General features: G+C 65.4%; 24 protein-coding genes. 18 read left to right on the top strand and 6 right to left on the bottom strand.

The window, feature by feature from the left end:
* Positions 1 to 45 precede the first annotated feature (45 nt).
* Positions 46 to 822, bottom strand: a complete 777-nt coding sequence (locus tag ACFWB0_RS00280) for a CoA-transferase subunit beta (protein WP_378488415.1) — start codon at positions 820 to 822, stop codon at positions 46 to 48.
* Positions 819 to 1,739 carry a CoA transferase subunit A gene (locus ACFWB0_RS00275; RefSeq protein WP_378488414.1) on the bottom strand — a complete coding sequence of 307 codons (921 nt, stop codon included), beginning with the start codon at positions 1,737 to 1,739 and terminating at the stop codon, positions 819 to 821. The genes ACFWB0_RS00280 and ACFWB0_RS00275 overlap by 4 nt, the downstream gene beginning before the upstream one ends.
* A 109-nt stretch (positions 1,740 to 1,848) precedes the next feature.
* Here ACFWB0_RS00275 and ACFWB0_RS00270 point away from each other — a divergent pair, with 109 nt between their 5' ends.
* The 4 genes from ACFWB0_RS00270 to ACFWB0_RS00255 all read left to right on the top strand — a co-directional run bounded on the left by ACFWB0_RS00270 (position 1,849) and on the right by ACFWB0_RS00255 (position 5,678).
* Positions 1,849 to 2,745: a LysR substrate-binding domain-containing protein gene (locus ACFWB0_RS00270; RefSeq protein WP_378488413.1), complete on the top strand. Its 897-nt coding sequence runs from the start codon at positions 1,849 to 1,851 to the stop codon at positions 2,743 to 2,745.
* Positions 2,746 to 2,832: 87 nt separating this feature from the next.
* On the top strand, positions 2,833 to 4,050 hold the full coding sequence (locus ACFWB0_RS00265; RefSeq protein ID WP_378488412.1) for a CaiB/BaiF CoA transferase family protein: 1,218 nt from the start codon (positions 2,833 to 2,835) through the stop codon (positions 4,048 to 4,050).
* Between the two features lie 144 nt (positions 4,051 to 4,194).
* On the top strand, positions 4,195 to 5,391 hold the full coding sequence (locus tag ACFWB0_RS00260) for an acetyl-CoA C-acetyltransferase (protein ID WP_378488411.1): 1,197 nt from the start codon (positions 4,195 to 4,197) through the stop codon (positions 5,389 to 5,391).
* An 11-nt stretch (positions 5,392 to 5,402) separates the two neighbouring features.
* Entirely contained in the window at positions 5,403 to 5,678 is a 276-nt protein-coding gene (locus tag ACFWB0_RS00255; RefSeq protein WP_378488410.1) for a WhiB family transcriptional regulator, read from the top strand.
* 77 nt (positions 5,679 to 5,755) lie between these two features.
* On the opposite strand, the gene ACFWB0_RS00250 is transcribed toward ACFWB0_RS00255, so the two are convergent.
* Positions 5,756 to 6,448, bottom strand: a complete 693-nt coding sequence (locus ACFWB0_RS00250; protein ID WP_378488409.1) for an SDR family NAD(P)-dependent oxidoreductase — start codon at positions 6,446 to 6,448, stop codon at positions 5,756 to 5,758.
* 268 nt (positions 6,449 to 6,716) lie between these two features.
* Here ACFWB0_RS00250 and ACFWB0_RS00245 point away from each other — a divergent pair, with 268 nt between their 5' ends.
* The 3 genes from ACFWB0_RS00245 to ACFWB0_RS00235 are packed head-to-tail and all read left to right on the top strand — an operon-like array spanning position 6,717 to position 10,706.
* Entirely contained in the window at positions 6,717 to 8,672 is a 1,956-nt protein-coding gene (locus ACFWB0_RS00245) for a 2-oxoacid:acceptor oxidoreductase subunit alpha (RefSeq protein WP_378488408.1), read from the top strand.
* Positions 8,672 to 9,772 carry a 2-oxoacid:ferredoxin oxidoreductase subunit beta gene (locus tag ACFWB0_RS00240; protein ID WP_378488671.1) on the top strand — a complete coding sequence of 367 codons (1,101 nt, stop codon included), beginning with the start codon at positions 8,672 to 8,674 and terminating at the stop codon, positions 9,770 to 9,772. Before ACFWB0_RS00245 ends, ACFWB0_RS00240 begins: the two co-directional genes overlap by 1 nt.
* 31 nt (positions 9,773 to 9,803) lie before the next feature.
* Positions 9,804 to 10,706: an LLM class flavin-dependent oxidoreductase gene (locus tag ACFWB0_RS00235; protein WP_378488407.1), complete on the top strand. Its 903-nt coding sequence runs from the start codon at positions 9,804 to 9,806 to the stop codon at positions 10,704 to 10,706.
* On the opposite strand, the gene ACFWB0_RS00230 is transcribed toward ACFWB0_RS00235, so the two are convergent.
* Positions 10,691 to 12,091, bottom strand: a complete 1,401-nt coding sequence (locus ACFWB0_RS00230) for an amidohydrolase (RefSeq protein ID WP_378488406.1) — start codon at positions 12,089 to 12,091, stop codon at positions 10,691 to 10,693. The genes ACFWB0_RS00235 and ACFWB0_RS00230 overlap by 16 nt on opposite strands.
* Complete coding sequence (locus tag ACFWB0_RS00225; protein ID WP_378488405.1) at positions 12,088 to 13,347, bottom strand: CoA transferase; 1,260 nt, start codon at positions 13,345 to 13,347, stop codon at positions 12,088 to 12,090. The genes ACFWB0_RS00230 and ACFWB0_RS00225 overlap by 4 nt, the downstream gene beginning before the upstream one ends.
* Positions 13,348 to 13,401: 54 nt before the next feature.
* Here ACFWB0_RS00225 and ACFWB0_RS00220 point away from each other — a divergent pair, with 54 nt between their 5' ends.
* From ACFWB0_RS00220 to ACFWB0_RS00200, 5 genes are all read left to right on the top strand, one after another.
* On the top strand, positions 13,402 to 14,481 hold the full coding sequence (locus ACFWB0_RS00220; protein ID WP_378488404.1) for an enoyl-CoA hydratase/isomerase family protein: 1,080 nt from the start codon (positions 13,402 to 13,404) through the stop codon (positions 14,479 to 14,481).
* A 112-nt stretch (positions 14,482 to 14,593) separates the two neighbouring features.
* Complete coding sequence (locus ACFWB0_RS00215; RefSeq protein WP_378488403.1) at positions 14,594 to 15,334, top strand: FadR/GntR family transcriptional regulator; 741 nt, start codon at positions 14,594 to 14,596, stop codon at positions 15,332 to 15,334.
* Positions 15,335 to 15,529: 195 nt separating this feature from the next.
* Complete coding sequence (locus ACFWB0_RS00210; protein WP_378488402.1) at positions 15,530 to 16,819, top strand: C4-dicarboxylate ABC transporter substrate-binding protein; 1,290 nt, start codon at positions 15,530 to 15,532, stop codon at positions 16,817 to 16,819.
* Between the two features lie 19 nt (positions 16,820 to 16,838).
* The gene (locus tag ACFWB0_RS00205; RefSeq protein ID WP_378488401.1) at positions 16,839 to 18,035 is read left to right on the top strand and encodes a cytochrome P450; all 1,197 of its coding nucleotides are present in this window, start codon (positions 16,839 to 16,841) and stop codon (positions 18,033 to 18,035) included.
* A 1-nt stretch (position 18,036) separates the two neighbouring features.
* On the top strand, positions 18,037 to 18,252 hold the full coding sequence (locus ACFWB0_RS00200) for a ferredoxin (protein WP_378488400.1): 216 nt from the start codon (positions 18,037 to 18,039) through the stop codon (positions 18,250 to 18,252).
* Between the two features lie 19 nt (positions 18,253 to 18,271).
* Here ACFWB0_RS00200 and ACFWB0_RS00195 read toward each other — a convergent pair whose 3' ends face one another.
* A complete protein-coding gene (locus ACFWB0_RS00195; protein ID WP_378488399.1) occupies positions 18,272 to 18,739 on the bottom strand; it encodes a nuclear transport factor 2 family protein in 468 nt (155 codons plus the stop codon).
* Between the two features lie 112 nt (positions 18,740 to 18,851).
* Between ACFWB0_RS00195 and ACFWB0_RS00190 the strand changes: the two genes are divergently transcribed.
* Genes ACFWB0_RS00190 through ACFWB0_RS00165 form a run of 6 tightly spaced genes read left to right on the top strand, consistent with a single transcriptional unit; the run spans position 18,852 to position 24,503 of the window.
* A complete protein-coding gene (locus tag ACFWB0_RS00190) occupies positions 18,852 to 19,712 on the top strand; it encodes an SDR family oxidoreductase (RefSeq protein WP_378488398.1) in 861 nt (286 codons plus the stop codon).
* A gap of 43 nt (positions 19,713 to 19,755) precedes the next feature.
* Positions 19,756 to 20,553, top strand: coding sequence for an SDR family NAD(P)-dependent oxidoreductase (locus ACFWB0_RS00185; protein WP_378488397.1), 798 nt, complete (start codon positions 19,756 to 19,758; stop codon positions 20,551 to 20,553).
* On the top strand, positions 20,550 to 21,698 hold the full coding sequence (locus ACFWB0_RS00180) for a thiolase family protein (RefSeq protein ID WP_378488396.1): 1,149 nt from the start codon (positions 20,550 to 20,552) through the stop codon (positions 21,696 to 21,698). The genes ACFWB0_RS00185 and ACFWB0_RS00180 overlap by 4 nt, the downstream gene beginning before the upstream one ends.
* Positions 21,699 to 21,703: 5 nt before the next feature.
* Positions 21,704 to 22,171, top strand: coding sequence for a Zn-ribbon domain-containing OB-fold protein (locus tag ACFWB0_RS00175; RefSeq protein WP_378488395.1), 468 nt, complete (start codon positions 21,704 to 21,706; stop codon positions 22,169 to 22,171).
* The gene (locus ACFWB0_RS00170) at positions 22,171 to 23,208 is read left to right on the top strand and encodes an LLM class flavin-dependent oxidoreductase (RefSeq protein WP_378488670.1); all 1,038 of its coding nucleotides are present in this window, start codon (positions 22,171 to 22,173) and stop codon (positions 23,206 to 23,208) included. Before ACFWB0_RS00175 ends, ACFWB0_RS00170 begins: the two co-directional genes overlap by 1 nt.
* A 32-nt stretch (positions 23,209 to 23,240) precedes the next feature.
* The gene (locus ACFWB0_RS00165) at positions 23,241 to 24,503 is read left to right on the top strand and encodes a C4-dicarboxylate ABC transporter substrate-binding protein (RefSeq protein WP_378488394.1); all 1,263 of its coding nucleotides are present in this window, start codon (positions 23,241 to 23,243) and stop codon (positions 24,501 to 24,503) included.
* The last annotated feature ends 4 nt before the right edge of the window (positions 24,504 to 24,507 follow it).

The following is a 24,507-nucleotide window of genomic DNA, read 5'->3' as shown; positions in this document are numbered from 1 at the left end:
GTTCACGACCAACGGAAACCCATGCAGGCGGAGGAAAGTTGCCTGTCACCGCAGGTAGAGGCGCACCTTGTCGATCTCGTTGCGCAGCAGGTCGATCTCGTGTGCGGTCGGCGGTTCGGTCACCGTCAACTCGGGTGAGACGAGCAGATCCCATCCCGTTGCCGCGCGCACCTCGTCGACGGTGACACCGGCGTGGACGCTGGTGAGTTCGAGTTCGTCGAACGGACCGCTGCGCGAGAGCACGCCGAGGCTGGTGAACACCTTGGTGACGCCGCGCCCTCGAGGCATGATGCCGACGCCGGCCTCACGGGCGCGTACGGGGCTCGGGGAGGTGCAGAAGTCGAGCTCGGCAGGAAACGCGCTCGGGTCGTGCCTGCGCATGACGACGAAGACCTCGCCCGCGTTCGGCATGATCTCCACAGCGCCACCCGCACCCGGGAGCCGCACGGTGGGCTTGTCCCAGTCGCCGATGAAGCTCGTGTTCAGGCTTCCGTAGCGGTCGATCTGGCCCGCGCCGAGGAACCCGACGTCGACATTGCCGCCCTGCAGTACGTATCCGAACAGCGATGCCATGGAGACGACGGATTCGGCGCCGGACACGACCACGGAGTCGGCAATACCTTCGGCCATCGCCTCGGGGTGCGCGCCGCACACACCGGACTCGTAGATGAGTTCGATGTCCGGGTTCGAGGTGCGGCACGCGAGGTCCACCGCGAGGGTCGGCAGGCCGACACCCGCGAAGACGCGGTCCTTACCGGCGAGCGCCCGGGCGGCGACCGACACGATCAGCTCGGTCGTGGTGAACGGCTCGGTAGTGGTCATCTTCTGCTCCCGTAGTTGACCGCTTCGGAGTATCGCGGCGCGACCTCGAGATCGCTCCAGTAGTCGTCGCCGAGCTTGGCGAGATATCCGTCGTGGTCGGCGAGTTCGTACACCCAGTCCTTCAGCCACGTCCGAAGTGCCTGCGGATCCTTGCTGATCTCGGTCCAGCGCCGGTAGAAGGCACAGTCGCGGTCGTAGTAGCCCTGCGCGTACGACGGGTGCGCGCCGCGGGGCGACACGACCACGGCGTCGACGGCATGCGACGGTATGAGGGTGCGGCTGGGGTCCGAGCGCACGGTGTTGTCGTCGACGATCTCCTCGACCACGACGATCGCGCGCTTCGCCGCGTACACGGCTTCCTGCTGAACCCCGGCGATACCCCAGATCTGGATGTTGCCTGCCCGATCGGCGCGCTGCGCATGGATGATCGTGACATCCGGGTTCAGCGGCGGAACCACGTAGGTGCTGCCGTTGCCGTACGGATCGTCGACGAGCTTGATCTTCGGATTCAGTGCGGGCAGGTCGCTTCCGGCGTACGAGCGCAGAGGGAAGAACGGCAGACCGGCCGCGCCCGCCTGATAGCGGCACACCATTCCGTAGTGGCTGTACTCCTCGACGTCCAGCTTCACCGGGTCGTGCTTCTCGATGCGTCGACGGATCTCGTACAGCGATCCCGCGGATCCGCTCGCGAAGAACGATGCGACGAGCGTCGAGACGCAGTCGGCGGCGATGAGTTGGTCGGAGATGATGTCCGGCGTCATCCGGCACAGCGTCAGGTTCTTGCGGCCCTGGCGGATGATCTCGTGGGCTGCAGCGAACGGAATCAGGTGCGAAAAGCCTTCGAGGGCAATCGTCATGCCGTCCTGGACGTGTGTCGCGATGGCATCACGCATGGTCATCACTTTGTCTGCTGGCATACCGGTCTCCTGCCGCGTCTGTCGTTGTTGTCGACTGTGGCAGGAGCCATAGATATAGTCCAATACAAAGTGTCGCCATCATTATTGCATATTGCGCAATAATGTCCGGGTGGAGATACATCAGATCCGAGCGTTTCTGGCCGTGGCGGAAGAGCTGCACTTCGGCCGGGCGGCACAGCGTCTGCACGTGGGTCAGCCGCCGCTGAGCAGGACGATCAAGCAACTCGAGAAGCAGCTCGGAATAACCCTGTTCGAGCGCAGTACACGCAGCGTTCAGCTGACGGAGGCCGGACAGGCTCTCATCGAGCCGGCCCGAGCGATCCTCGATGCGGTCCGCCTGGCCGAGATGGCGGTGACCGCTGCCGGGCGCGGCCGCACGGGCCGCGTGAGAATCGGATTCGCCGGCTCCTCGTCGCACCACCTGGTCGGGCAGTGGGCGAAGCTCGTACGCCGTACGCACCCGGGTATCGAGTTCGTGCTCGCGAGTTCGGCCTACGCGAGCGAAGTGCTGAACCGGCTCTCGGAGGGCACGCTCGACATCGGTATCGTGCGGCTGCTGTTCTTCCCTCCGGGGATCGCGTCGCGGGTGATTGCGCGCGAAGATCTCGTCGTCGGATTGCCGAGAGAGCACCGGCTGGCGGACGAGCCCGTGGTGCAGCTGGCCGACCTCGCGGGTGAAGCGTGGGTGATGTTGCCCTCCGAGCCGGGGTCGATGCTGCGCGAGCTCCTGCTGCGACTTGCGCACGACGACGGCTTCACGCCGAGAATCGTGCAGAGCGCACCCGATTCGCTGTCGTTGGTGGCGCTCGTTTCTGCGGGAGTGGGTTGTACGTTGACGGTGTCGTCGGTGGCACGGCACGTCGTCAATTCGGAGGTCGTGTTCGTGCCGCTTGCCGAGCAGGGCCCGATCGACGTGCGTCTCGTGTGGCGTGAAGGCGACACCAGTGCGGCGCTCGCGGAGGTGCTCCGGCTATCCGAGGAAGCGCTGCCCACCCCGAACGCGTGAGGTGGAGTACTTCACGCTCACGGTCGGTGGCCGGAGAGCGCGAGTGATAAACATGCAGGCGACCGTAGCTCGAGGGAGGACACCGACGTGACAGGCGACGTAACCGACAGAAATGGTGCAGACGGGGCGGAGCTGCCGCTGGAAGGCATCACTGTCGTAAGCCTCGAGCAGGCGGTCGCAGCACCTCTGGCGACTCGGCATCTCGCCGATCTGGGTGCGCGCGTCGTCAAGGTCGAGCGGGTCGGCGACGGCGACTTCGCCCGCGACTACGACAGCGCCGTTCTCGGCCTCGCCGCGCACTTCGTGTGGCTCAACCGCGGTAAGGAATCGTTCGCGGTGGACCTCAAGGCTCCCGCCGGTGTCGATGCGGTGAAGTCGCTCATCGCAGGCGCCGACGTATTCCTGCAGAACCTCGCTCCCGGCGCCGTCGACCGGCTCGGACTCGGCGCCGACGACCTGCGGGCCGATCATCCGGAGCTGATCGTCGTCAACATGTCCGGGTACGGAACCGAGGGTCCGATGCGCGACCGGAAGGCCTACGACCTGCTGGTTCAGTCGGAGTCCGGACTGTGCTCGATCACCGGTACCCCCGAGACCGCGGTCAAGACGGGCATCCCCACATCCGACATCGCCGCAGGCATGTACGCGCTGACCTCGATCCAGGCGGCGCTGCTGCGGCGATACCGAACGGGACTGGGTGCGACGATCGACGTGTCCATGTTCGACGCGACCGCCGAGTGGCTCGGATATCCGATGTACCTGCAGATGTATCAGGATCGGCAGGTCCCGCGGATGGGCCTCGCGCACACGTCGATCACGCCGTACGACAAGTACCCGACCGCCGACGGCGAGATTCTCATCGGTGTGCAGAACGATCGTGGATGGCGGACGCTCACCGAGGTGCTGGGGATGCCGGAGCTCGCGAACGATCCCCGGTATGCGACCAACGTCGAACGGGTCGCGCGGCGGGAGGAGGTCGACAAGCTCGTCGGCGATGCGACCAGCGCATACGGTAGTGCCGAGCTGGACGACAAGCTCGCCGCGGCAGGTATCCCGGCAGCACGTCTGCGCGACCTGAAGGGGTTGATCGAGCATCCGCAGCTGGGTGAGCGTGATCGGTGGCGTGAGGTGCAGACCGAATCGGGCGCGGTGCGCGCGATCCTCCCGCCGATGAACTTCCGCGACGTCGAACTGCCCATGGGACCGGTGCCGTCACTCGGTCAACACACCGATGCCGTTCTCGCCGGTCTCGGATTGACCGACGAGCAGGTCGCAGGACTGCGCGAAGCCGGGGTCGTCGGTTAGTCGGGACGAAATATCCGGCCATATAGGAATGGGGAGCCGTTCGTATCGGTGATTCGGATCGAAGGCGCAGCACCGAGCGATTGACGCAGTTGCGTACATATTCGAAAATGGCCGTACAAATAGTCGTTCCCTGAGGAGTAGGCCATGACCCGTGCGGCACTCGTTGCCCCCGTTCGTACCGCTGTCGGCCGATTCGGAGGGTCGCTGAAGGACGTCTCGGCGGTGACCCTCGCGACCACGGTGATCAAGGAGGCCGTCGCTCGCTCGGGTATCGACCCGGATCTCATCGAAGAGGTCGCGATGGGGCAGTCCTACGCGAGTTCGGAGGCGCCGTGCATCGGTCGGTGGGCTGCGCTCGATGCGGGTCTGCCGATCTCGGTGGCGGGAATCCAGACGGACCGTCGGTGCGGCACCGGTCTGCAGGCGCTGGTGACCGCCGCGATGATGGTGCAGACGGGCGCCGCGAACGTCGTGGTTGCCGGCGGCGTCGAGTCGATGAGCAACATCGAGCACTACACGACGGGCGCCCGCTGGGGCGCGCGTTCGGGTGGCCTGAACCTGTACGACCGCCTCGACCGCGGCCGCGAACGGTCGCAGCCCGAATGGCGGTTCGGCAAGATCAGCGGAATGATCGAGACGGCGGAGAACGTCGCAGAGCAGTGCGGAATCACACGCGAGGACTCCGACGCGCTCGCCGCGGAGAGTCATCGTCGCGCCCATGCTGCCTGGGAGGCCGGACGTTTCGACGACGAGGTCGTCGGGGTCGAGGTCAAGGACCGGAAGGGTAACGTCACCGTGGTCGCGCGGGACGAAGGTATCCGTCCCGACAGCACCCCCGAGTCCCTTGCCAAGCTGCGATCTGTCACTCCGGATGGTGTGGTCACCGCGGGTAACGCAAGTCAGCAGAACGATGCGGCTGCAGCACTTCTCGTAGTCGCAGAGGACAAGCTCGACGAGTACGGACTCGAGCCGATCGGCTTCCTCGAAGGATGGACCGCGGCCGGATGTGATCCCGCCACCATGGGGCTCGGCCCGGTGGCCGCCACCCGAAAGCTGTTCGACCGCACGGGCCTCGGCTTCGACGATTTCGATCTCGTCGAACTCAACGAAGCCTTCGCGTGCCAGGTGCTCGGTGTGCTGTCGCAGTGGGGTTGGGACGATCGGGACAAGCTCAATGTCAACGGATCCGGAATCTCTCTCGGTCACCCCATCGGGGCGACGGGTGTCCGGATGGCGACGACGGCCCTGCACGAACTGAAGCGCCGCGGCGGTGGTCGTGCGCTCGTGACGATGTGCATCGGCGGTGGCCAGGGGATGGCCGCGTCGATCACCACGGCCTGAGGGGGACCGGTATGAGCGGGCTCGACGACAGGGAATGGATGCTCGCCGCGCGCTGCCGCGGGTTCGAGACTTCCGTCTTCTTTCCGCAGAAGGAATCGGGTCGCGGCCCGGTGGCCGGTGCCGAGCGTGATGCGAAGAAGATCTGCCGCACGTGCCCGGTGATCATCGAGTGCCGCGACCACGCGCTGGCCAACGACGAATCGCACGGTATCTGGGGTGGGATGAACTATTCCGAGCGTCGCGCGGTGGCGCGGGCGAAGAAGCTCGGCCGGCCGATACCTGCCTGACCGTATTCGCGCACACAGTAGACGGATACACCGGTTCTGAACCGGTGTATCCGTCTACTGCCGTTGTTGCGAGTGCGTCAGCCGACGTTCGTCACCGGGATCAATCCGCCGGTGATGGGCGACCCGGCGTCGGACAGCAGGAATTCGATCACTTTCGCGACCTCGGCGGGCTGCGACCACCTGCTGGTGTCGGCATCGGGCATCGCCGCGCGGTTGGCGGGGGTGTCGATGACGACGGGGAGCAGCGCGTTGACGCGGATGTGGTCGTCGCGGTACTCGACGGCCATGGTCTCGACGAGCGCCGAGACCGCAGCCTTGGAGGCTATGTACGAGGCGCCGCCCGAGAACGGATTGTGAGTCGCGGCGGCGGAGATGCAGACGATCGATCCACCGCCGCGACGGATCAGGTGGGGCAGCGCGGCCTGGCTGACGGAGTAGGCCGTGCGTACGTTGAGGTCGAACTGGGAATCGAGCACGCCGATCGGTGTCTCGTGTACACGAGGACCGGAAGAGAAGCCGCCGACCAGATTGACGACACCGAACAGGGGCGCGCCGGGGTCGTCGGCCGCGACCGCCAGGGCATCCTCGAGTTGCTGTTCGTCGGAGAGGTCGGCCTTGACGAGATGCAGATTCGGGTGGGTGCCGACGCGTTCGAGTTCTTCGGGAGCCACCCACGGGACCACGACACGCCAGCCGGTGTCGAGAAGATGTGCGGTCACAGCGGCTCCGAGTCCGCCGGTGCCGCCGCTGACGAGTGCGGTGCGAGTCATGGCCACCGTCCTTCCGAGTGTTGTCGAGGTCTCGCGTGTTGATCCGGTCCTGTCCGGTGCGGGACTGATAACGACCCTATCGCATAGGGAAATGGCATTCTCAAAAATCTCACACAGTGGGAAAGGGGCGACTTCGGGACGACACCGTACTGGGCGCCTGACCGGGAAAATCCACAGAAACTGCAGGAACCGGTTGCACGCGCGCCACAGAAGACGACTATGGAGCGCAGGCGCCGGACTGCGCAGGCCCGGGGGAAGCGAGGCAGGTATGGAGTCGAAGGACACCCGCACGTCGCACGTGACCGAGCTCGACCGGCACGTGACCAAGCTGGATCAGGTCGTCATCCGCATTGCCGGAGACTCCGGTGACGGCATGCAGCTTGCCGGAGACCGATTCACCGCCGAAGCCGCGGCCTTCGGAAACGATCTCGCCACGCAACCGAATTTCCCCGCGGAGATCCGCGCACCGCAGGGCACCTTGCCTGGGGTATCGAGTTTCCAGATCCAGATCGCCGACCACGACATCCTCACCGCCGGAGACCGGCCCGATGTACTGGTGGCGATGAATCCGGCAGCGCTGAAATCGAATGTCGACGACCTGCCCGACGGCGGCATCCTCATCGTCAACAGCGACGAATTCAGCAAACGCAACCTCTCGAAGGCCGGGTACGACAGCAACCCGCTCGAATCGGACGGATTCGAGCGCCTCCAGGTGCACACCGTCCCCATGAGCACCATGACGCTCGGCGCGGTCGAGCCCTCCGGCGTGGGCAAAAAGGATGCCCACCGCGCGAAGAACATGTTCGCGCTCGGTCTTCTGTCGTGGATGTACGGTCGCGCGATCACTGCGGTCGAGACATTCCTCGAAACCAAGTTCGCGTCGCAACCCGACATCGTCCGCGCCAACATCCTTGCTCTGCACTCGGGTTGGAACTACGGGGAGACGACCGAGTCCTTCGCGTCGACCTACGAAGTGGATCGGGCAGACCTACCGCCGGGCACCTACCGGCAGATCACCGGCAACACTGCGCTCGCCTACGGGCTGGTCGCTGCGGGCAGGGCCGCAGGCATGGACGTGTTCCTCGGCAGCTACCCGATCACGCCCGCGTCGGACATCCTCCACGAATTGAGCAGGCTCAAACGGTTCGGTGTCCACACGTTCCAGGCGGAGGACGAGATCGCAGGCATCGGTGCGGCGGTCGGGGCGTCGTACGGTGGTGCGCTGGGAGTCACCAGTACATCCGGGCCGGGGGTCGCGCTGAAATCCGAAGCGATCGGGCTGGCCGTGATGACCGAACTGCCGCTCGTCGTCGTCGACGTCCAGCGCGGCGGGCCGTCCACCGGCCTGCCCACCAAGACCGAGCAGGCAGACCTGTTGCAGGCGATGTTCGGTCGCAACGGTGAGTCGCCGGTCGCGATCGTTGCGCCGCAATCGCCGGCCGACTGCTTCGATGCGGCGCTCGAAGCGGCCCGCATCGCCGTGACATACCGGACCCCGGTGATGCTCCTGTCCGACGGCGCGATCGCCAACGGCTCGGAGCCGTGGCGTATTCCGGAGGTCGATACCCTTGCCCCGATCGATCCCGGATTCGCCACACCGCCGGGTGACAGCGATCCGGGCCACCAGCCGTACGCTCGCGACCCCGAGACACTTGCGCGCGACTGGGCCATCCCCGGCACCGAAGGGCGAGAACACCGCATCGGCGGGTTGGAGAAGGCCAACGGCACTGGCGACATCTCCTACCACCACGCGAATCACGAGTTGATGACCCGTGTGCGCGCAGCGCGGATCGCAGGCATCGACGTCCCCGATCTCGAAGTGGACGACCCCGCGGGCGATGCTGAGATCCTCGTCCTGGGGTGGGGTTCGTCGTACGGGCCGATCGGTGAGGCGGTGCGGCGCGCACGGCGCAGCGGCCATGCAGTCGCCCGAGCTCACCTGCGACATCTCAACCCGATGCCGAAGAACCTCCGCGATGTGCTCGAAGGCTATCGGCGCGTGCTCGTTCCGGAGATGAACCTCGGCCAGCTGTCGCTGCTGTTGAAGGCGCGATGCGATGCGGATATCCAACCTGTCACCAAGGTCGCGGGTATGGCATTCCGCGCGGACGAACTGCACGAAGCGCTCCTCGAAGAATTCGACGGCACCCTGCGCGACTCCGAAAGTGCCAAGACCCCCGCCGCGGTCTCCGCGGTCGTGACCGTCCCGCGAGGTGATCGATGATGGGAGACCACACCGTGAACGGCGACGTGCGCAACGGCAGGGCACACCGACTCGTCGGAACCGACCTCGGGATCAGCGCCCTCGACGGAGTGCCGCGCACCGATGTCCCGCAGAAGGCGAAGGATTTCACCTCCGATCAGGAAGTGCGGTGGTGCCCGGGATGCGGCGACTACGTCATCCTCGCGACGGTCCGCACCGTGCTGCCGCAGTTGGGTCTGAAGCGTGAGAACATCGTCTTCGTCTCGGGAATCGGTTGCTCGTCGAGGTTCCCGTACTACCTCGACACATACGGCGTGCACTCGATCCACGGCCGCGCCCCGACCTTCGCCACCGGCCTGGCGGTCACCAGGCCGGACCTGTCGATATGGGTCGTGACCGGCGACGGCGATGCCTTGTCGATCGGCGGTAATCACCTGATCCATTCCCTGCGGCGCAATGTGAACATGCGGATCCTGTTGTTCAACAACCGTATCTACGGGCTGACCAAGGGGCAGTACTCGCCGACGTCGGAAACCGGCAAGGTCACCAAATCGACGCCGATGGGGTCGATCGACGCACCGTTCAACACGATGTCGCTCGCGATCGGCGCGGAGGCGAGTTTCGTGGCGCGTGTGCTCGATTCCGATCGTGCGGGACTCACCGAGGTCCTGCTCGCAGCGGCCGAACATCGCGGGGCTGCTTTCGTCGAGATCCTGCAGGACTGCCCGATCTTCAACGACGGCTCGTTCGATTCGCTCCGCAAGGACAATGCGGAGGACCGTCTCATCCATGTGCGGCACGGTGAGCCGATCATCTTCGGAACCGACGACGAACTCTGTGTCGTACGCAGAGGGTTCGGGCTTCGCGTGGCACGTATCGTCGACGTCGACCGAGACGACATCGTCGTGCACGACGCGCACAGTGACGACTCCGAATACGCCTATGCGCTGTCGCGACTGTCGGCGCAGGACCTCACCTACACCGTCACCGGAATCGTACGGTCGGTGTCGCGGCCCACGTACGACGACCAGGCGCGCGCTCAGGCCGCAGCCGCTGCGGCTCAGGAGCCGGCCGATCTGCAGTCGTTGCTCAGTGGCACGAGTACCTGGACTGTATCGTGACGCCAACCCCATCAAGCTTGGAGAATGTTCGTTGACAACACAATTCGGTGTGTTCGTGCCACAGTTCCGCCTCGGCGTCGACGAGGTGAAGGCCCGGGCGAGAGCAGCGGAACACGCCGGATTCGACTCGTTCTGGCTCATGGACCACCTGTATTCACCGGGTGGTAGGCCGACGGATTCACTCGAAAGCTGGACGCTGCTCACCGCGCTCGCCGGTGCCACCTCGGACATTCGGCTCGGACACCTGGTGGGATGCGCGCCGTTCCGGCACCCGGCGTTGCTGGCGAAGATGGCTGCCACCGTCGACCACATCAGCGGCGGCAGGCTCGACCTCGGGCTCGGCTGGGGGTCGGTGGAGGCGGAATTCGAGACCTTCGGCATCCAGGTCGGGTCGCGCCGAGAACGTGCGGAAGCCCTCGACGAAACCCTCCAGATCTTCCGCCTGATGTGTACGGGCGAGCAGTTCGACTACGACGGAAAGCACTTCCGGATGCGCGGCGCGTACGGTCTGCCGACTCCCGTGCAGGATCGCATTCCGGTGCACATCGGCGGTGCAGGCAAGACGCTGACGATGCCGCTCGTCGCGCGTCATGCGCAGTGGTGGAACTGCGTGGGGCACGCGCGAAGCCGGCTCGAGGAGCTCGCGCCGCTGAAGGGGGATGCCCGGATCTCGGTGCAGTACGCGGTCGGATTCGCGGAAAAGGCCGCAGACATCCCCGACGTGACGGCATCGGTGGCACGCAGACTTCCGGAAAGCGGCTGGGGTGCACCACTGATCGGTACAGGCGACGACCTGATCGAACAGATTGCTCTCGAACGCAAGCGTGGTGTCGAACTGTTCGTTCTCCGCTTCCACGACTTCGCGCCGCCGGAGACACTCGAGCGGTTCGGCCGCGAGGTCATCGCACAGGTGCGCGATCAGCACTTCGCGTAGACACAGCGACCGCCGATCCAGGTGGCACGCACCCTGTCTGCACCGAGATCACCGACCGCTTCCGCGACCGGACGGTCCAGCAGGACGAGGTCGGCATCGGCGCCGACCGTCACCTGCCGTGCGGGTCCACCGGGGTCGTCGAGAGGCGCGAGACAGCGGTCGAGTGCTTCGGCCGACGTGATCCGTTCCGCGGCACCGACAATGTCTCCGGTGGGGCAACGCCGAGTCACGGCGGCCGACATGACCCGCCACGGGTCTACCGGTCCGTACGGTGCGTCGCTCGACAACGCCACTGGAACCCCGCCATCGATCAGGCTGCGGCACCGGTAGAGATCGGGTAGGTCGTGGGTATCCACGTCGCGCAGATACGTGTCGCCGCGGTCGGCGAGGAAGCCGGGCTGCGTCACCACGTGGACACCGCGTCGCCGCAGCTCTTCGATGGATTCGGCCGGGACGAGCGCGCCGTGCTCGATCCGGTCGCCCGGGATGGAGCCGACGTCGTCGAAGGCCGCGAGGAGGATCACGAACGCCTCGAGGCTGACGCAGTGCACCGCGACGGCGCGTCGTGCGGCGTGGACGCGACGGATGGATGCGGTGAGGGCGTCGATGTCGGGGAGATCGGAGTCGGCGATGACGATCTTGTACGGACCGACGGTGCATCCCGGCGTGGCCGGAGAGAAATGGTGTGGTGCGCCGAGCAGGTGCAGACGCTGGCGGAGTGCACCGGTGGTGTGCGCGTCGACGAGCGCAGCGACCGTGCTCGGCGTGAGATCGGGCGTCGCATCGGTGACCCCGGTGACGCCGTAACGTGCGAGTTCCGCGCCGATCGCATCCAGCGCCGGGGGTGCGGTTGCGGGAAGTCGGTCGCGCAACCATGTATCGGCGCGCCAGACCCGGCCGGTGGGGCGCCCGTCGTCGTCGCGCTCGACCCCGGGGTGATCGGCCGTGTGGAGCCGAGCGAGCCGGACGGCCAGGGAATTCAGTGCCCACATGGCGCCACTGCGGTGCTGGATGCGCACCGGTCGTCGGTCGTGTATTCGGTCCAGTGAATCGGAATCGAGCAGTCCTGCAACGGATTCGAAGTATCCTACGCCGCGGATCCAGCCGTCACCCGGTGCGGCTTCGAGAGCGCGAGCGAGGTCGTCCGCCGACGTGACGTCGGGTGGCCCGCACCGCACAGAAACTCGATCGGCCGCCAGGGCGTGCAGGTGGATGTGGTGATCGTGGAGACCGGGGATCAGTGCGCCACCGTGGCCGTCGACGACCTTGCATCTCCCGGACACTTCGATGCCCTTTCCGAGCTGCGAGATCACCCCGCCGCGCACGAGAACGTCGATGCCGGGAACGCCGTCGACCTCCACATCGCGCAGGAGCAGAACGGTCATCGGATCCCCAGCTCGGACAGAATCTTCGAGGTGTCGCGACCGGATTCGGCGACGGCACCCGCCGGTTCGCGGCGCTCCGGCTCGGCGAGTGCGACGGTGCCGGACGGTGCGTCGACCCACCAGCGCCCTGCGCTTTCGTACACGGGCGGCTGCAGGGTTGTGCAGAGGTTGGACGAGACCGGGGTGGACGAGACCGGGGTGGACGAGACCAGGGTGGACGAGACCAGGGCCGACATCGATACGTCCCACAACGTTCCGCGGCCGTCTGCCTGCCGCGACAGTGCGAGAGCAGCGGCTGTGACGCCGGTGAGCGGATCGGCCAGGGCATCGCCGACGAATACAGGGCCCTGGGTGTCATGAGCGATCAGTCCGGAAGAGGCTGCTATGTCGTCGCCGAAACCGATGCGGAACGATTCGCGGCCGTGGGCGGTGATCGATACCCAGGTGCCGCCGCTCGCGACGAAACGGTCGGCGTCGAGACCGAACCCGGCGAGGGCCCGTGGACGTGACGCTTCGATCACGATGTCGGCTGCGGCGACCAGTTCGGCGAGCTCTCGGCGCTGGAGATCGTCGCCGGGATCGAGGACCACGGACTCGTGCCCGCCGTGCAGCAATCGGTAGAAGTCGGCGTTGCCGTAGCGGGCACCATCGGGCCGTGTCGGGGTCTCGACCTTCACCACTCGGGCGCCGGCAAGGCCGAGAATGTGTGCGCACAACGGACCGGCCCACAGCGAACTGAAATCGACGACCAGCAACCCCTCGGCGGGGCGAGGAACCAGAAACTCCGGCACTGCCGCGCGAATCGGCGCGACCGGGCCCGCCGCGATGCCGAGTGGTTCGGCGAGGTCGAGTAGGTCCTCGCCGGTGTGCTCTGCAAGCCACGCGGTGACGGCCGGCCACGGATCGTCGCCGACGTCGGTGCCGACCAACGCGCCGAGAAGGAGCGGATCGTCCGGGCGAGCGCACGAGACGGCAGCCCAGCCGTCGGCGGTGGGCAGCAACCTGCAGGACCCGCCCGCGGAGACGGCACCGGCACGACGGTGGCCGGTGAATGCGGCACGCTCGGACAGCAACCGTGCACCGTCGAGCCGTACGGCCCCGTGCGTCGCGGACTCGATCCACGTTGTTGCCGCCCGCGCGACGGACGCGGCACGGCCGGGTGGGATCAGGGGCGGGCCGTCGGGCCTGCCGGTCAGACAAGCGATTCCGCTCTCGGCCCAGTCGCGTGTGGAGTCCGCGGACAGGGATTCGAACACGTTTGTGATGCTACATTGCCCGGGATGGGCAGGCAGAGCACAAGGACGGAACTGATGGCCACGAACACGATCTCTGTCGTGGAGCTTGCGGACGGCATTGCGGATGCACCGATCCTCGGTGACGGCGGTGCGGTTCTGTATCCATTGCTGATCGTCGACCTCGATGATGCACCGGACTCGGTGCTCGAGCGCGCAGCCGAACGTGCGAGGGCGAGCGATCATCTGCTCGTCGGCAGGTTCACCGGTGATGCGATCGACGAGTCCGCGCTTGCTCCTCTACTGGAGGCCCTCGATCTGACGTACGCCGCAGGGGCGGATCCGCGGTCGTCGACTGTGGTCGGCACCGACGACCTCGATGCGAGTCTGTCGGCATTCTCGGATGCCGTCGCGCAGAACCCGCACGCGTCGTTGGTCGTGCGGCATGTGCTTCGTGCCGCCGACACCGTGGGAGTCGCTGCCGCGATCGACATCGAGTCGCTCGGGTACTCGACATTGCAGGGCGGCCCCGAGTTCCTGCGCTGGCTGGACGAGCGCGGATCCCGCCCTCTGCCACCACCGGCACCCGCCGATCCTGTGCTCCTCACGCGCGACGGGGAGACCCTGCGCATCACGCTCAATCGGCCCGAGCGTCGCAACGCCTATGGCACACAGTTGCGCGATGCGCTGGTCGAGGCGCTACGACTGGCGGAGCTCGACGACAGTATCGAGCATGTGGTGGTCGACGGGGCGGGTCCGTCGTTCTGCGCAGGCGGCGATCTCGATGAATTCGGCCGCACACCTGATACGGCCATCGCGCACATGATCCGCACCCGTGGTGGGGCCGGACGGCTGGTTGCGCGTCTCGCGGATCGGCTCGAGGTGCGCGTGCACGGACACTGCGTCGGCGCGGGGATCGAGATACCGGCATTCGCGAATCGGGTGGTCGCGGCCCCCGGCACGGTCTTCCGTCTCCCCGAAGTGTCGATGGGCCTGATACCGGGGGCCGGCGGCACCGCAAGCGTTCCGCGGCGGATCGGGAGGTGGCGAGCAATGCATTTGTTCGTGACCGCGAGTCCGCTGGAGGTGGACCGCGCGCTCGTGTGGGGTCTGGTCGACGAGGTGACGGAGTCCGGGTCTCAGCTGCGTGCTGGATGAATGTTCAAGGAAACGTTGTAACACGAACCTTATAGTGTAAAGATTGTCATAGATTTTATCTGGGGTACTCGGTCCGGGAACCCGGGGGAGTTCGGACGGCGGAGGTTCATCGATGGGACGAGCAGGGCTGCGGCCACAGAAGACGGCGATGCTGGTGGCGCAGCGGATCGTTCAGGATATCAATCGGCGAGGCAACAAGATCGGTGATCGGCTGCCTCCGGAGCGCGTCATGCTCGACGAATACGACGTCGGCCGGGGGACCTTGCGCGAGTCCTTGCGCTTTCTCGAGCTGCAGGGGGTGATCTCGCTCAAGCCGGGGCCGGGCGGTGGGCCGATCGTCCAGCAGCCCGACAGTGAGGGCTTGGCTACCTCGATCACGCTCCTGCTGCAGTTCGAGAACGCGCCGTTCCGGACCATCGTGGAGGCGAGGACCGCGCTGGAGCCGATGATGGCGAGGTTGGCCGCCGAGCGCATCAACGAGCAGCAGTTGGCCGACCTGAAGTATTCCGTCGACCACATGCGAGAGAACCTCGACGACGGTGAGATCTTCCTCGAGATGAGCCGGGTATTCCACGACACCGTTGCGAAGGGGTCGGGAAATGCACTGTTCGGCTACCTGATTCACGCGCTGCTCGACATGCTGGACGGATCGGCGATGGGCATGGAGTACTCGGAGCGGCATCGTCGGGCCACCCTCGACATCCACGCGAAGATCTACGAAGCCGTTGCCGATCACGACCCGGACGCTGCGCTCGCTGCGATGGAGGAGCACATTGCCGGTATCTGGCGTTACGAGGAGAAGCACTACCCGGAGGCGCTCGAGACGCCCATAGCGTGGGGTGCTGTGAACTGACGCACGATCGCCTCTGATCCGGCCACACTGCGGCGGGACGACCTTCACGGTCGTCCCGCCTTCGTTTTGCGCGGCTGTAGGTGACCTGCACCATGAATAAGTATTGACAATGGAACTAATCATACGCATGATAGTCGTGATTTGCATCACGGATGCGTGAGTCTGCCACGCACCCTCGACGATGGAGAGCAGCGCATGACTTCTTCTCGCACTACCCGGTTGAGATCGATCGGTGGCTCTACCGCGGCTTTGGCACTCGCCGCAGCCCTCGTTGCGGGATGCGCCGAGTCGGCTTCTGCCGTCGGCGGCGGTGGGGGCGGCGACGGTATCGACTACGGCGCCACCAAAGACGACTACATCGCGGCATTCGAGAACCTCGACCCGATTCAGCTCTACACCCAGTCGCCCGCTCCGCAGGGGTCGGCGACAGGAGTGCCTGTGGAGAAATACCTCGATCGGATCACCGAGTGGTCCGGTGGGAAAATTACATTCGACGTGGCCTATTCGAATGCTGTTGCGCCCCCTGCGGAGATCGACAACGCACTCATGGACGGCCGTCTCGACCTCGCGCACGTCATCCCGCAGTACGAACCATCGGAGTATCCCGCGACTACCGCGCTGATCGACTCGAGCTTCGCGTCGCTCCAGACTCCGGTGCTCGGCCCGCTCCAATCCAATGCATGGGCGAACGATGTGGCATTCGCGACTCCGGAGATCGTCGCCGAGTACGAGGACAAAGGCCTCAAACTCCTCTTGCCCGCATACAATTCCGGTTCCAATGGCCTGTTCTGTGCCACTGAACGACGCGACCTCGCCTCCACCAGGGGCGCCCAGGTCACCGCGTCCGGCCTCGCGATCAACGCCGAGGTCGCTTCGCTCGGAGCAACGCCGGTCTCGATCGCCTACACCGAACTGTTCGAGGCACTCGAGCGCGGCATCGCCGACTGCTCGGTCACGTCCTTCACCGTCGGCATGCTCGGCGGCTTCCTCGGGCAGACACCGCAGGTGGTGATCGACCCGGACGCCGGAGTCGCGGTCGGCTGGGGCGGAATGGCCATGAGTGCCGGGGCGTGGGAAGAGCTTCCGCTCGTCGCACAACAGTTGATCTGGGACAGCCTCGCCGTGTATGTCCAGTCGAACATCGAAGACAAGATTCTTCCCAATACGGCCGACGGAATGAAGGAAGTTCTCGCAGCGAACGGCACCGTCGGCCCCTACGCCGATGACGCTCGTGCCGCGCTCGCAGCCGAGAACGAGCGACTCCTCGATGCGCAGAGGACCAATGCCGCCTTCGACGACGGAGATGCGTTCGTCGACCGAATCGGTACGTCGACCGAGAAGTGGACGTCCACCCTGTCCGAACTGGGCTATGAAGACGTCAGCTACGACGAGTTCGCTACGTGGTACAGCCCGGAGGCGCTCGATCTCGACGACTACAGCGCGAAGGTCTACGAGGAGATCTTCCTGCCTCACCGCCCGGCCTGACCGTTAACGGAGGAAACACATGACGAATGCAGCGGGCTGCCCCGTCAGCCACATCGATTACACACAAGAATCTGAAATCTACGGCCACTACGCGCTTCTCGACGAAGAGCGTGAAGCCGCGCGGTTCCACTTCAACGACACGACCGACCGCGGTTTCCTGATGCTGACCCGCTACGACGATGTCCTCGCAGGGTTTCAGAATCACAAGAACTGGACGACTGCCGTGCGAACGGCATTGTTCCCCGAGAGCAAGATCCCGCTGCTTCCTCAAGATCTCAACGGTGAGGAGCACCAGAAGTTCCGTCGGATCATCAATCCGTTCTTCGCGCCCGCCGCGGTACGGCGCATGGAGGAACTGGCGCACACTCGCTGCGTGGAACTGCTGGAAGAGTTGCAACCCAAGGGGCACTGCAATTTCGTTGCCGAGTTCGCCATCCGGTACCCGACGGATCTGTTCCTGGTGCTGATGGGCTTGCCCGTCGAGGACGGTGACTTCTTCCTGCCGTGGACCGAAGAGATGTTCAACTGCATGTTGCAGGGCGATCTCGACGGCGCCGAAGTCCCGCGAAAGAAGATCCTCGACTACTTCACTCTCGCAATCGAAGAACGCCGCGAAAATCCACTGGACCCGGCCGAAGACATGGTCACGCGCCTCGTACAGGCCGAGCTCGACGGCGAACCGCTCTCGCACGACACGATTCTCACCACCTGCATGTCGATCATGCTGGCGGGCCTCGACACCACTCGGTCGGCACTCGGATACATCTTCACCCACCTCGCGACCCACGACGAGGACCGCCGAATGCTGATCGAGGAACCCGAGTCGACCCGCGATGCGGTCGAGGAGTTCATCCGGATGTATCCGCTGGTGATCCAGGCGGGGCGTGAGGTGCAGGAGAGCTCCGAGTTCGAGGGCATCGACATGGCCGCGAAGGACGTGATCTGGCTCGGAATCGGCTCCGCGAACAGAGATCCTCGCAAGTACGACGATCCGGACGAGTTCATCCTCGGCCGGCCGGGGATCAACCAGCACCTCGCGTTCGGTGCCGGACCGCATCGCTGCCTGGGCATGCACCTCGCACGGCTCGAACTCGCCGTGGTTCTCGAGGAGTGGCACAAGCTGATCCCGGAGTACCGGATCAAGAACGGTGCCGACCTGGTCGAGCGCGGTTCTCAGCTGACCCTGAAGGAACTCGAATTGGAATGGGAGGTCTGACATGGCCGGAACATCTGCAACGACGATGTCGATCACACGTGAGAAGTGCATGGGACACGGGCGCTGCTACTCCGTCGCCCCCGATCTCCTGAGCGACGACGAAGAGGGTTTCGTCGCCCAGGCCGGCGAGGACTTCACGGTTCCGGAGGAGCTTGTCGGCCAGGCCGAGGCGTCGGTGGACGCGTGCCCGGAGCACGCGATCACCGTCACCGGGTAGGTCAGCGTCACCGGGTAGGTCAGCGAGCCCACCCTCGCGCGAGGTCGGTACCGACGTGCAGGTCGATCGCCAACGACTCGAACAACGCCTCGCCCGAAGAGGTCAGGATATCGGCTCTGTATGTTCCCCAGCCGATCCCGGAACCCTCTCGAGCCCGTGCGGTGTATCCGAAGTAGCACTCCAGGTGCACGCGATCGGGTGCGTGCGCCCGGAGGTCCGGTAGGCAGATGAAATGGCGTTTGTCGGAATCATCCGTCGACCGTGCCGATCGGAAGAATCCGGCGATCTCGTCGCGACCCCGGTACGTGCCGCGGCCGGTCACCAACGTTCCGTCGGCGACGAACAAGGATGCCAAGGACTCCGGCAGCGGATGGTCGAGTAGGGCTGCGTATCGGTGCATCAGACCGGATGCGACTCGTTCCGATTCGAGTGTGATCACCCGCGACATGAGGTCGTCGATCTGAGCGTGCAGTGGGTCGGTGGACATGGTTCCTCCTGAGTCGTATGGGTCCGGTCGACTATAAGCGACGAAAGTTGCATGGGTAGAAAATGATTCGAGAAGTTGAACTTGTCGACGTCGACAACAGGAAGGCTCGGTCGTGATACGAAGCGGTAACCGATTCGAGGGGCGGGTCGGAGTCGTCACCGGCGGCGCCAGCGGTATCGGCGAGGCCGTCGTGCGTGCGTTGCACGCGGAAGGTGCGTCGGTCGTCGTCGCCGATGTGCAGGAGGCCGGCCACGCACTTGCCGCAGAGCTCGGCGATCGGATCCGTTTCCTGCGTACCGATGTCACCGCCGAATCGGATATCGAGTCGGCGGTGGATCTGGCCGTCGAGGCCTTCGGCCGGTTGGACGTGATGTTCAACAACGCCGGAGTGATGGGAACTCTGGGACCGATCGATCGAACGCCGATGAGCGAGGCGGACCTGACCCTTGCAGTGAACCTGCGGGGCGTGTTGTGCGGTTTCAAACATGCTGCTCGCGTGATGAAGCCGCAAGGATCGGGCGTCATCATCTCCACGGCCAGCCCCGCCGCGGTCCTCGGTGGAGTCGGGCCGCACGTGTACAGCGCGGCGAAGGCCGCAGTCGTGGGGCTCTCGAACTCGGTTGCCGCCGAACTGAGGCCGTTCGGGGTGCGGGTCAACACCGTGATTCCCGGGGCTGTGGTGTCACCGATGACTGCTGCCGTCGTCGCGGACGGAGCCGATGATCTCGCCGGTGCCACCGCGACGCTCGGTGACAGCGCACTGATGGGCCGAGCCATCACGCCGGAGGATGTTGCCGCCGGTGTGCTCTTCCTCGCGAGCGACGAGGCGGCCTTTGTCACCGGCGTGACGTTCCCCATCGATGCCGGGATGACGGGCATCGCGGGCCGGTCGCCGTACACCAGCGGCCGATACGAGCAACCCGTGACGTTGCTCGAAGCCGGGCGCACCACGGCCGTGACGGGCCGGTCTTGATCGAGATGTTGTCGACACAGTCGACGGAGAAGGGAAGCAGAACATGCTGACAGGTAAGCGGACACTGGTCACCGGGGCGGCCCAGGGAATGGGCCGGGATATCGCCCTCGAGTACGCCAGGCGCGGCGCCGAGTTCGTCGGTGTCGCCGACCTCAACGGTGACGGCGCGAAAGAGGTGGCAGCCGAGATCGAAGCGATGGGCGTTGCTGCCGCCGCGATCACCGTGGATCTCGCGGACAGCTCGGCTATCGCGGGCATGATCGACACGGTCGTCTCTACCGCGGGTGGTCTCGACACACTCGTGAACAACGCAGGCGTCATGGAGAACGCATTCACCGAGCACACGACCTTCGAGGAGCTTCCCGAGGACGTCTGGGACAAGGTATATGCGATCAACGTCAAGTCGGTGTGGCTCGCCACGAAATATGCTGCACCGCATCTGCGTGCGTCGGGTCGCGGCGCATCCGTGATCAACGCGGCCTCGGTCGCGGGCATGGTCGGATACGTCAGTACTGCGTATCCGTCGAGCAAGGCCGCGGTCATCCAGCTCACCCGTACCTCCGCGATCGCACTGTCTCCCGATGTCCGCGTCAACGCATTCGCCCCGGGCTCGATCGAGACCCCGATGAGCCGGGCCTACCTCGACGCCGCGGAATCGGACGAGGTCCGCGAAGCACGGAAGCGTTCGATGGTGGGTGCACATCTGATTCCCCGATTCGGCACCGGCGACGAGATCGCGAAGGTTGCCGCATTCCTGGCCTCCGACGATTCGTCGTTCCTCACCGGGATCGTCGTCCCCGTCGATGGCGGCACGACGGCGTGGCGCGGATTGCGCGCATGACCACGGGAGCGTCGGCGGCGGTGGTTTCCGGAGTCGGTGAGTCGCAGTTCGGCCGATCCGTGGAGCGCCCGATCGCCAAGCTCGTCCTCGACGCGTGCCGCAACGCGCTCGCCGATGCGGGACTGGCAGCGTCGGATATCGACGCTGTGGTGGCGGCAGGTGCATATCCCGGGCCGGACGAGGTGTCGGTCGCGCTCGGGATCGATCGCATGTACACGGCGGCCCCGGGGATACCCGCGGGTGCAGGGCCGCTCGCCGCCGTCGAGACAGCGCGCGCAGCAGTGGAATCGGGCCGCGCGCACACCGTGCTCGTGTATTACGGCTATGCGGGATCGAAGCCCGGCGGGCCCTACGGGTTCCACGCGCAGGATCCGGTGAAGGCAAGCCTGGAAATGCCCTTCGGCTGGTACGGGCAACCGGTGTACTTCGCGGCGTGGGCCCAGCGTTACTGCCACACGTACGGGATCGATCCCGATGCCCTCGGCTCGATCGCGGTCTCGAACCGGGTGTGGGCGGCGATGACGCCGAACGCCCAACGTCCGAAGCCGCTCACCGAGGACGACTATCTGGCGTCGCCCATGATCGCATCACCGTTGCGGGCGGCAGACTGCTGCCTGATCTCCGACGGCGCAGGCGCACTCGTCGTCACCACGGTGGAACGCGCTCGCGACCTCGCTGGACTGCCCGTTGTCGTGGCCGGATCGTCGACCGTGGCGGTAGGCCCCTCGATGAGCTCGTACTTCACGCAAGCCGACGACATGTGCTCGTTCGGTTCCGCAGTGTCCGGGCCACGAGCCTTCGCCGATGCCGGTCTGACCCCGGCGGATGTCGATGTGGCCGAGATCTACGATTGCTTCTCCATCTCGCAGGCGATCCAGATGGAGGATCTCGGACTCTGCGGTCGCGGTGAAGCGCTGGAGTTCCACCGCGCCGGACACACCCGGCCCGGCGGCTCACTGCCCGTCAACACCCACGGTGGCCACCTCGCGTACGCCTATATCCCCGGGATCGTCCACGTGATCGAAGCCGTGCGTCAGGTTCGTGGGATACGAGGCGAGGCACAGGTGCCGAATGCCTCGACGGCGCTGGTCGCCGCATTGGCGGGCGGCGAGCACACGACGTTGATCCTGACGAAGGACCGGTGAGAAGCGTGACCGACACAGACCTTTCCGCTGCCGAAATGTCCGTTCCGGAATACGCACCCCCGAAGGATGTTCCGGAACTCGCACCGTTCTGGGACGGAGTCGGCCGCGGGGAACTCGTATTTCCACGCTGCCGTGCATGCCGGAGATGGCACTGGTACCCCGGTCCGGGCTGCCCGTGCGGTCACGACGACGAGTTCGAGTGGTCTGCGGTTGCGGGTAGGGGAGTGATCTACTCGTTCACCATCGTGCACCGCGCGTTTCTGCCGTCCGGATCGACGCCGCCGTATGCAGTGGCGCTGGTGGAGTTCGAGGACGCGCCGGGCGTGCGTCTCGTGACCAACCTCGTCGGAGAAGGTGCCGACTCCCCTCGGATCGGCGACCGGGTAGTCCTGTCCCCGACCGTTTTCGATACCCATACCTTGCCGACCTTCGCACTGGAGCGGGACCGGCCCGTAGGAGAAAGGCACCCGTGATGAGACTGTCACTGCGTTACGACATGCGTGCACCGTCGATCGGAGCACCTGCTGTCGACCTCTATCAGGCCGCTGTCGAGCAGGCCGGATGGGCTGATTCGCTCGGGTTCGAGACCGTGTACATCGCCGAGCACCACGGTGCCGAGGACGGCTACTGTGCATCGCCGATGATTCTGGGTGCGGCGATGCTCGGGCGGACCGAGAAGATCCACGTTCATTTCTCCGCGCTCGTGGCGGTGCTACATCATCCCCTGCGGCTTGCGGAAGACCTTGCGACCCTCGATCTCGTGGGCGGCGGCGGCCGCGTCGAGATGACGATGGGGATCGGCTACCGGCCCGACGAATTCGAGATGTTCGACGTGCCGATGAAGCGACGGGTGCGGATCCTCGAGGAGATCGTCGATGTCCTGGACAAGGCGTGGACCGGTGAGCAGTTCGAGTTCCGTGGCAGCACCGTGCGGGTACGTCCGACACCTGCAGGCCCCTCGCGTCCCCCGATCTACATCGGCGGCTCGGCCGATGCATCCGCGGCACGTGCGGCGCGACTCGGAGACAACTACATGCCTGCCGGATCGGAGAAGGAACGGCTGTACGCGCTGTACGACGCTGAGCGGACGAAGCTCGGACTTCCGATTCCACCGCGCCCCGCGCCTGCGGGTCCGTTGTTCCTGCACGTGACGGACGACCCCGATCGCGAGTGGGAACTGCTCGCGCCGCACCTGATGTACACGACCAACATGAACGCGCAGTGGGCGAAGGAACGCGGTGTCGGCACGACGGGGTACACGCACGTCGAGACCGTGGACGACCTGAAGAAGCAGCCGCAGTTCGTCGTGCTCACGCCCGAACAGTGCGTGGAGTTCGCCCGCGAGCGGGGCGACGAGTCCGAACTGATGTTCCAGCCGCTCATGGGTGGACTTCCCCCCGAAATCGGTTGGCGGAGTCTCGAACTGTTCGCCTCCGATGTTCTTCCCGAACTCGAGAAGCTCGGTCTCAGGAGTTCGGCCGCGCCACAGCCGAATCCGGTGTCGGCATAGTCAACGGGAATCATGAAACAAGGGAGTAGATCATGAGGTTTCGATCGGTTGCGTGTGCGATCGCAAGCGTCACTGCGGGAGCGACGGTGCTGGCGGCCTGTGCCGAATCGGCAGGTACGGGCGGGCAGGGCGGCGGTGCCGGTGTCGAATACGGCGCGAGCATCGAGGAATACCAGGAAGCGTTCGAGTCCGTCGACCCGATCGTCATCCACACTCAGTCGCCTGCTGCGAAAGGTGCGTCGGGCGGTCAGCACATCGAGAACTACGCCCGAGCGGTGTCCGAATGGTCCGACGGCAAGATCACCTTCGACATCGTGTATTCGAACGGCGTGGCGTCACCGACCGAGTCGGACAATGCGGTTCAGGACGGCAGGCTCGACCTGGCGCAGGTCATGGGAGCGTACGAACCGCAGGAGTACCCGGCGACATTCGCCCTCAACAACGCCAGCGTGTTGTCGGACAACAGTGTGATCGTCGGTAGTCTGTCGTCGAACGCCTGGCCGGTCGACGTCGCATTCTCGACGCCCGAGATCGTGTCGGAATTCGAGGACCACGACTTGAAAATGCTGCTTCCGTCATTCAACTCGGGCTCGATCGCGCTGATCTGCACTCAGGCCCGAAACGATCTGGCCGAACTGCAGGGGCAATCGATCGCGTCCGGATCGGCGACTCTCGGGACCCAGGTCGGCGCTCTCGGCGGCAATCCCGTCTCGATCGGGTACACCGAGTACTACGAGAGCCTGCAGCGCGGGGTCGCGGCGTGCGCCGCAACGACGCTGACCGCAGGCATGATCGCGGGGATCATGGAGGTCGCACCCCACGTCGTGATCGACCCCGATGCGGGCTTTGCGAACACCTCGGGCGCACTGGCAATGAACATCGATGTGTGGGAAGAGCTTCCGGTCGTAGCGCAGCAGTTGATGTGGGATCGGCTCGACGTGTTCATCGAAGGCAGCATGAACAAGATCTGGGAGGGTACGGTCGATGCCTCGGCGACGATCACCCAGTTCGACGGTTCGGCCGAGCCGTTCGCCGACGACGCGCGCGACGCGTTGATCACGAAGAACGAAACGATCGTGGACGACCTTGCGGAGACGGCCCCCGGTGGCGCCGAGTTCGTGTCGCGGGCCCGGGATGCGTCGGAGCAGTGGAAGACGACCGTGGCAGAGCTTGGCTACGAGAATGCAGTGGATTACGCCGGATTTGCCGAGTGGTACAGCCCTGAGAAGCTCGACACGACTGCGTTCGTCGATGCACTCTTCGCCGAGGTGCTGCTCGAGCACCGCCCGTCCTGAGCAA

Source organism: Rhodococcus sp. NPDC060086, assembly GCF_042730275.1.
Lineage (GTDB): Bacteria > Actinomycetota > Actinomycetes > Mycobacteriales > Mycobacteriaceae > Rhodococcus.
The sequence above is the reverse complement of the archived record's forward strand: the minus strand, read 5'-3'. Positions and strand labels throughout refer to the sequence as shown.